The 8,804-nt window shown below is 38.5% G+C and carries 6 protein-coding genes and 1 pseudogene; all 7 read right to left on the reverse strand.

Annotated elements, in window-relative coordinates; all coding sequences use genetic code 11:
• Nucleotides 1–192, reverse strand: a pseudogene (locus Q8S11_RS14815) (hypothetical protein); the annotation flags it as partial.
• 19 nt (nucleotides 193–211) lie between these two features.
• On the reverse strand, nucleotides 212–3,292 hold the full coding sequence (locus Q8S11_RS14820) for a SusC/RagA family TonB-linked outer membrane protein (protein WP_305662901.1): 3,081 nt from the start codon (nucleotides 3,290–3,292) through the stop codon (nucleotides 212–214).
• A gap of 388 nt (nucleotides 3,293–3,680) precedes the next feature.
• The gene (locus Q8S11_RS14825; RefSeq protein ID WP_305662902.1) at nucleotides 3,681–4,058 is read right to left on the reverse strand and encodes a transmembrane 220 family protein; all 378 of its coding nucleotides are present in this window, start codon (nucleotides 4,056–4,058) and stop codon (nucleotides 3,681–3,683) included.
• A 221-nt stretch (nucleotides 4,059–4,279) separates the two neighbouring features.
• On the reverse strand, nucleotides 4,280–5,203 hold the full coding sequence (locus Q8S11_RS14830; protein WP_305662903.1) for an RraA family protein: 924 nt from the start codon (nucleotides 5,201–5,203) through the stop codon (nucleotides 4,280–4,282).
• 25 nt (nucleotides 5,204–5,228) lie between these two features.
• Nucleotides 5,229–6,530, reverse strand: a complete 1,302-nt coding sequence (locus tag Q8S11_RS14835; protein WP_305662904.1) for an MFS transporter — start codon at nucleotides 6,528–6,530, stop codon at nucleotides 5,229–5,231.
• A gap of 232 nt (nucleotides 6,531–6,762) precedes the next feature.
• Entirely contained in the window at nucleotides 6,763–7,398 is a 636-nt protein-coding gene (locus Q8S11_RS14840; RefSeq protein WP_305662905.1) for a bifunctional 4-hydroxy-2-oxoglutarate aldolase/2-dehydro-3-deoxy-phosphogluconate aldolase, read from the reverse strand.
• Nucleotides 7,391–8,392, reverse strand: a complete 1,002-nt coding sequence (locus Q8S11_RS14845) for a 2-dehydro-3-deoxygalactonokinase (protein WP_305662906.1) — start codon at nucleotides 8,390–8,392, stop codon at nucleotides 7,391–7,393. Before Q8S11_RS14845 ends, Q8S11_RS14840 begins: the two co-directional genes overlap by 8 nt.
• Nucleotides 8,393–8,804 lie beyond the last annotated feature (412 nt).

The following is an 8,804-nucleotide window of genomic DNA, read 5'->3' on the forward strand; positions in this document are numbered from 1 at the left end:
GGTCTGCCATGAAAACAAGGTACCCCTATGCTGTGTGGCTGCAAATGCATTACCCACAGCAGATGCATCAAGTTCTGTTAACCTGGTTTTATCTGTATTGTATTCCTCAAACTTGTCGGTACAAGATGAGATACCAATAGCCGCAACCAAGACTAAACTTGAAGCAATGATATATAATCTGAATTTTTTCATAATTGATAATATTTATTAATTAAAACGATAAGTTTAAGTTCAAACCAATCTGACGGGTTGTAGGTAAGGAGAATCCTTCCTGACCAACCGAAGTATTTGTAGAACCTGCTGTAGATTCAGGGTCGAAACCTTTGGCCTTATTTACAATGAAGAATAAGTTACGACCTGTTAAAGATACAGAAGCGGCCTGGAATGGAGCCTTGTTAAATAAATTTTTAGGTAAGCTATAACTTAAAGAAGCTTCACGCAAACGAACGTTTGTAGCAGAATAAGCCCAAACTTCACCTACAGGAGTGTTACGACCACCTACAAATTTCCAGTATGCCTCAGCAGTTGTTGCAACTGTATTAGCTGCTCCGGCTGCGGTAACACCTGGGAAAACCATTGAAGTTCTTCCTTCCAATGTCTCAGCTACCTGACCATCAGAATAGATGATGGCATTAGTAAATGAAGTTACAGTACCACCAACACGAGCTGTAATTAAAGCATTGAAGCTAAATCTCTTGTAGTTAAAGGTATTGCTGAAACCACCAGTCCAATCAGGACGTGAATTACCAATATCAACTGTAGTACCAGGAGTAATTAACGGTAATCCATTTGCTCCAGTTAAAATCTGTCCACTAGCATTACGCTGGTAACCTCTACTGTACATTTGACCTAATGGTTTACCTTCAACAGCACGCTGGAATACCATGAAATCCTGAGTTAGGTTTAATGTCTTCAATGTTGGAGACAACTCAACTAATTTATTAATGTTTCTGGCATAGTTTAAGTTCATATTCCAACGGAAATCACCTTTAATAACCGGAGTAGCATTTAAAGTTAATTCCACCCCTTTATTATTAACCAAACCAGCGTTAACATACTCAGAGCTCCATCCTGATGCAGGAGGAAGTGAAACCTGGAATAATTGGTTTTTAGTGTCAGAGGTATAGAAACCTAAGTCAAATCCAAAACGATCGTTAAAGAATTTCGCTTCTAAACCAATTTCTGCCGCAGTAGTTAATTCAGGTTTCAATTCAGGGAAAGGTTTTACACCATTTCTATTAATGAAACCGCCGTTACCACCCGCCGCAAAGTTGTATAACTGTGTGGTCAGGAATGCAGCAGCATCGTTACCTGTAGTAGCATATGATCCTCTTAATTTAGCAAAGGAAACTGCATTTGGTAAAGAAAAAATGTTAGATAATATTGCAGAGAATCCTCCTGAACCAAACAAGTAAGACTGACTTGATTTTGGTAAGGTAGATGCCCAGTCATTACGAACTGAACCAGAAATTGTGATCGCATTTTTGTAGGTAAAATCCGCTGTAGCAAATACACCCTGCTTTTCAGTCTGAACAAATGAATAACCATCTGTTGGAGCACGTCCATTTGAAGGAATAAATAAATTATCACGGTTCAAACCTCCTGCGTTGGTTGAACGGAATATCCGGTCAACGTGCTGAAGACTCGCTCCAAATGTTGCATCAACAGTTAATTCTTCAAGAAGATTCTGTTTGAAAATACCAATGAAGTCAAAGTTGGTTTCAGTAACAGCTCTGTTTTCAGTCTGATAATTACCAAAATCAGCAATAGTATACGTATCGTTATACCATTTACCTTCAAAAGCATCTATTGTTTTATCAATACCCACACGACCCATTAAACTTAGTGCTGGTGTAGCCTGATAAGTTAATGAACCAAAGCCCATTACACGATCTCTTTGATCATCAGAAATGATACGGTTTTTAGTCCAGAATGGATTCTCACCACCATTAGATCCGGGATTCCAGTAGTTCTGACGTAATTTACCTGTAGAAGGATCGGTGTAATCATACTTTTTAGCCTGTTCCAAAGAGATGTTACGTGGAATACGTAAGATGTGACGTTGGTTATTTTGATAAGCCTCACCTGTGTATTGCCTGTTGCCAATATCCTGCTTCAAATAAGTAGCTTTAGAATCGTAAGATATTTTCGGACTTACTTTACCAGTTATACGCAAGTTAAGATTGTTTCTTATCAGCTCATTATTGTCAATGATACCGGTTGCATCTACTCTGGTGTAAGCGAAATAGGTTTGAGCCTTTTCATTACCACCAGAAAATGCCAATGTATTTGACAATTGTTTTCCTGTAGAATAAAAATCTCTGTAATTATTTGGCTGAGGAGTCATGTTATAGGTTTTTCCAGCATCAGCAGGATCGTTACCCCATAAAGCAACTGACTGACCTGTCATTTTAGGCCCCCATGAACCTTCCTGAGCTCTGTTATAAACTCCGGCAGCACCCTGACCATACTCATTCTGGAAATCATACAGTTCCATCATAGTCTCTATTTGAGAAGAGCTGTTGAAAGAAACTCCTGAACCTTGCTGAGCACCACCTTTTCTGGTAGTAATTAATAAGGCACCATTAGCTGCACGAGAACCGTAAAGAGCGGTTGCGGCCGCACCTCTTAGTACAGACATTGACTCGATGTTATCAGGGTTGATACTTGATAGACCATCACCACCATCACGACCACCGTTACCGGTACCAGGACTGTAGTTTGAGTTATCCATTGGCACACCATCAACAACAATCAAAGCTCCGTTATTACCGGTGATTGAACGATCACCTCTCAAAACAACACGGGTTGAACCTCCAAGGCCTGAAGAAGTACCGGCAACATCAAGACCAGCCACACGACCAATCAAAGACTTACCAATGTTCAGCTCTCTGGCTTTTTCAAATTGCTCAGTGTTAACCTGTTGAGTTGCATAACTCAACACCTTCTGATCTTTTGTAATACCCATAGCAGTAACAATAACTCCTTCAAGTTGTCTGGCATCAGACTCAAGACGAACATTTAACGTTGTTCTTCCATTTACTGGAATTGTCTGACTTGCAAATCCAATGTAGGTGAATACCAATGTTGCATTGGAAGGCACTGAAATTGTAAAATTACCATTAGCATCTGTGCTTGTACCCTGAGTTGTTCCGCTTACCTTAATGCTTACAGCAGGAAGAGGCAAGTTGTCAGAGTCGGTAACCTTTCCGGTAACGCTGATATTCTGCGCAAACACAAAGGTCTGGCACAATAACAGCAATACGACTAGTTTGTAAACTTTTTTCATCATAATACTTTTAGTGTTAGATATAATTAATTAATTGTTTAACCAGGCGGCATGCAAAACTTATGGTTGATTTACATACCACTAGGCAAGACTAAAGTAATGCTTTTTTTTATAATACCAAATATTTACTAAAGTGACTTTGAATTTAAAAAAAATAAACAAACTATTTATAAATATCTTATAATGAGATAGTTGTATACAAGATTAATAGAGATATTAAAGTTATTAAACCAATGTTGAAAAATAATATTCCTTTTAAGTACCCATTTCGAGGAGAAATTGAGCTTCAGTTGCAGAAAATTTTCAGATTTATAATAACTATTTCGTAAAATAAGTGATACTATATTACGGTATATTGATCTTATTGGGGATCATTCAGGAAGTTTGTTTATCAACAATTTTCTTGTCTTTTTGAAGTCCATAGGTTAATCGATAAGACCAATATCAAAATAACTAAGCCAAAAAACTCCCGGGTTTCTTCAATCCAGGGAGAAGAGGCCTTCATACTCCCTGCTATATTTTCAGCCTGGTGTTCTGTTAACCAGCTTAAAACTCCATCTTTATCAAAAAACAGATATACTGCATATATAAGCATGAGAATTATCCCGGCTAAGGTTAGGCGGGGATAATTTTTCTTCCTGATTGCAAAAAAGCAAATCATGGCTCCGAAAAGATAAATTATAATCCATAAGGCAGGATCGGGATCATTGTACTGAAGGCCGGCTGAAATAACAAAGAGTGTAAGGAATATGAAATTGAAAATTTTCATGGCAGTGTATTAAATCTCCAGAATACTATTTAATGTTAACTCGACATAATATTTTAAAAACCGCATAGAAACATAGGATTTTAAAGCTTCTTTAGATACAGATAGCCCTGAAGCTTCGCTTCAAGCTATATGCTTTACAATCTATGTTTCCTTTAAAGCATTATAAATTCAATCTATGTGGTTTAATATTAATCTTTAGATAGTTAAATATTGAACTCACGTTATTTAGGTAATAAAGCAGGATTACCGGAATCAAGATAAGACTCATATTGCTTCAAAAGTGCCGGATCTCTGGGACGGCCATAGATATCACTTGATTTATACTTTTGAAGGTCAAATGCTTTTTTCATCCATACATCTCGCCTGCGATCGCGGGTTACAGTATATATTAATTTAGGTACAAACTGCGGTGGTATTGCCAGAATCCCATCCTGATCACCAATTACCAAATCTCCGGGCATAATTACTGCCTTTCCGATTCTGATCGGAACGTTAATACCCGAAACGGTAGCATTACTTAATGGACCGGGATAGGTTCCCCGGTAAAATGCCTGCATCCCACTCTGAGAGATATTCTCAGTCAGGTATATTCCACCATCCACAATTAAACCCGTGCCGGTAGTCTTCCAAATATAATAGGATAGCTTATCCCCTACATAAGTACCACCCTGTACTTTGCCGTACAAATCAACGATAACCAGGTCATCCTTTTGGAGCATATCAATTGTGGTTCTGTTGTTAAGGCCGGTAAAATTGTTTTTATCAGCTTCTGATTGCATTCCGGCAACCAGATCCGGGCGGGATGGCATAAACTGTACTGTAAATGCACGTCCAACGAGTTTCTTTCCGGGAATAATAGATTTCCATCCATCCTCATACTGATTGGCATATTCTCTTGGAATTGACCCTATAGCCTCAACCACCTGAATATCCATTTTACGGATGGTATCCAGAATTGCGGCCGGTATCATCGGTCGCCCCCCTGGAAAACGACCGTAAGGGTTTTTATCGGTGAAACTTATCATTTGCTCTTCAGTAAAATTATAGAGCTGAGCATTTGCCATTGGCGTAAAGAACGGAGCTAAAAACAATCCAAACAGGATTATCATGTGTTTAAAGGAGGGTTTAACTAATTTTTTCATCATATTCAAATTTAAAACTATCTATATGTTAATTAACAATGACCTTTGTAGATTTCCTGGTCAGTAAATGAATAATTATCCAGGCAAGCAGGTAGGTCACCCCACAAATAGTGAATATAAGATTATAACCGCCGGTTAAATTATCCGCTGCCTTGTAAACATCGAGCAGATAACCCACAAATATTGGGAACAATATCCCTCCTATTGCACCGGTCATTCCGCCAATTCCAACCACCGAACTGACTACCTCTTTAGGGAACATATCCGAAGCCATTGTAAAAATATTGGTTGCCCATGCCTGATGCACTGCAACAGCCAGACTGATCAAACCAACAGCTACCCATTTATCGGTAACAAACTGGGCAATTGCAATCATAATACCCAATTCCAGAACAGCAAACAATAATAATACTCCCTTTCTTGCTTTTAGAGTTGGCCATCCTTTATTGATCAGCCAGGAAGAAAAGTAGCCACCAGCAATACTTCCTACAGTAGTTGCACCATAAATTAGTATCAATTCAGGACTAATTACCTTCAGATCAAGATTAAATGTAGTTGAAAAATAGGACGGCAGCCAGAAGAGGAAGAACCAGAAAATGGGATCGATTAAAAATTTACCGGTAACAAATGCCCATGTCTGCGGAAATGTGAATAACCTTGTCCATGAAATCTTTGTTGTGCTTTTTACCTGGTCAGAAACATCATCCTTATCGCTTTCGATATAGGCCAATTCTTCGGATGTCAATCTTTTTTGTTTGGAAGGAATTTCATAAAGGAACCACCAGAAAATCAACCATACAAAACCAAGTGCACCGGTAATCCAAAAAACCTCCTGCCAGCCATAACTTTGCATAATTATAGGCACAAGTATTAAGGCTACCACCACACCTATTGCTGTTCCTGAATTGAATATACCTGTTGCCAGTGCCCTTTCTTTCTTAGGGAACCATTCAGCAACAGCCTTCATTGCTGCAGGAAAATTACCGGCCTCCCCAATCCCAAGGGATAGCCTGGCAATACCAAATCCCATTACTGATCTTGCCAGAGCATGAAACATTCCTGCCAGGCTCCATACAATAACTGCAACACTATAACCCACTTTAGTACCTACTTTATCAATAAACCTTCCTGATACTAATAAACCAATTGCATATGCAAATGAAAAGGCAGACATGATCTTGCCAAAATCTGATTCTGTCCAGTTGAATTCTGCTTCAAGAGTAGGTTTTAACAGGCCAATGATCTGCCGATCCAGATAATTGATCACAGTACCTGTGAACAGTAATCCTACAATGATCCAACGGTAATTTTTGATTTTTCCTGATGCCATTTTTGTTGGTTGGTTGTTAGTTGGTTAGTAAATTTTGGTTCATTGTATATTCTGTTGTCTGATGTATGATGTCCGATGCCTGACGTCTGATGTCAGTTGTCAGTTGTCTGATTGTCATTATTTCATCTTAAAAGATAACTATCGGATCTCAACTATCAACTTTCCGTCATCCCTGTAGAAGTTAGATATTTCGAGGACAGAATTTAGATTTAATCACTAAATATTAATTCTTCTAATTAAAATACTTAACATATAGCTTAAAATGCTCCAATAATCCATCCCAGTCTTCATTTCTGATCAATTGTTTGTCAAAAAGCTGCCCCCCTATTCCTAATCCGTCGGCTCCTGATTTCATAAATGCTTCCATGTTATTCAGACTGATACCACCTGTTGGCATAAGTTTGATTTTGTTCAAAGGCGCCTTTACATCCCTGATATATTCCGGGCCTAAAGCTGTAGCCGGGTAAACCTTGACCATATCAGCACCTAGTTCCCATGCCTGATAAATCTCAGTGGGTGTATAAGCTCCGGGGAAAACAGGGATCTTTGATTTAACACAGCTGCGAACAACCTCAGGATTCAGGATAGGTGTGACAATAAATTGTGCCCCTGCCTGAAGAGCCAGTTTCAGGTCATCAGTACTGCAAACTGTACCTGCACCAACATTTAAGCGGCCTTTATAATGATCAGCAGCATAAGAGATGATATCCTCTGCAAAAGGAGTATTCATTGTTATTTCAATGGTTGTGAATCCTGCAGCATGATAAACAGGCAGAATTTTTGCTATTTCATCAAATGTCAGATTCCTGATTATGCCAACCAGTGGCACCCTTGAGAACTCCTGCCAGGAAAATTCTTGATTATTCATTTTTATAAGTTTGTATTGCATTAAATAATTGAACCTGCCCGGCTATAGTTGCTTTATCAATCAGTTCAGGTTGAACAAAAGTTGTTTTTATGTTAAAAGAAAGCATTTCAACAGCAATTTTATAATGTTCATATAAATGTTTTCCGCTACAGATTACCAGATGATCATAATTCAGGGATTGAAGCTGCCTGAGTTCTGTTCCAATCAGTAATCCGCTTAAATAATATGAATTCTGTTCTTTGCTGAATTTCCCAAAGAGTTGCATTGTTCTAACAGTAAATAAATTGTGTAATAAGGAAGATGATCCGGAAACTTCTACCCCCCTTTTAAATGCCTTAATATCAAAAGCTTCTGTCAAACCGGAAGCTTTACGCAAATCAACAGAATCTTTCAGTATACTGTGTTCACTAAGAATGTTAAAGATTTCACCTGTCATGAAGGTTTTAAAATCAGTAACCAGGTCATCTTTTACAAAAATATGCTTAGAATGTGTTCCGGGAAATACAAATAACAATTGTTCCTGACCATTTACAACAACCTCATTTATTTTAATCAGACCGATTAGCTGGGCTTCCTCCCCACGCATCACATCCTCGTAACTTTTTACGCCCGAAACCAGCACAAGATTTGCTCCGGGGCCATTAAAATTTTCATAAATCTTAACTGATGCCTGAATGCCACTGATATTAAATGGCAGTTCGGCATATGGAATTTCCTCCATACCAAGGGATGATGAAGCCATTCCGGAAACAATAAGCGGAGTGTTCTCAATGGTAATTCCGGATTTTTCCTCCAATTCACGAATGCTGGATTTAAGGATAACAGAATAGAAATCAAAGCGATTAATCTCGGTTTGTTCTTTCCATGACCTGAATGTACCTGCTACCCCACCCGGGGATAATAATTCAGCAATTACATCATAGGTATTCCGGTCAACCAGCCTTAACCTGAATGATGTAGTTCCCCAGTCGCAGCATAATATATATTTATTCATTTCTTTCTTTTCTCAGTATAATCAATTAAGATTTGGTTGCGAGCATGCCCGTCAGAACAAAGTGGCTTGTACGACGATGCAACCTTCTAAGTTTATATGTTTGAGATTGCCGCGCTATGCTCGCAATTACAAATCAATGTCATTTCTATCTTATGGTTCTCAATTTTCATTCTTAGGATGATTATTCTATTTGCTAATTATCTCATCATTGTTGTCCGGTAAAAATAAAATGTTTAAAAATATCCTTTTAAAAAGTATCGTAAACGATTTTATTTCCTGATTTCAAAATGCAAGCCCCGCTGTTAGCGCACTCGCTCAATAGGCCCCGCTTTTAAGCGGGGTATACAAGGGTGATATTCCGGGCTTCAGCCCAAAATAATCCGTTTATACCGGAACACCCCCATCTGGCTTC

Source organism: Daejeonella sp. (assembly GCF_030695525.1).
Lineage (GTDB): Bacteria > Bacteroidota > Bacteroidia > Sphingobacteriales > Sphingobacteriaceae > Daejeonella.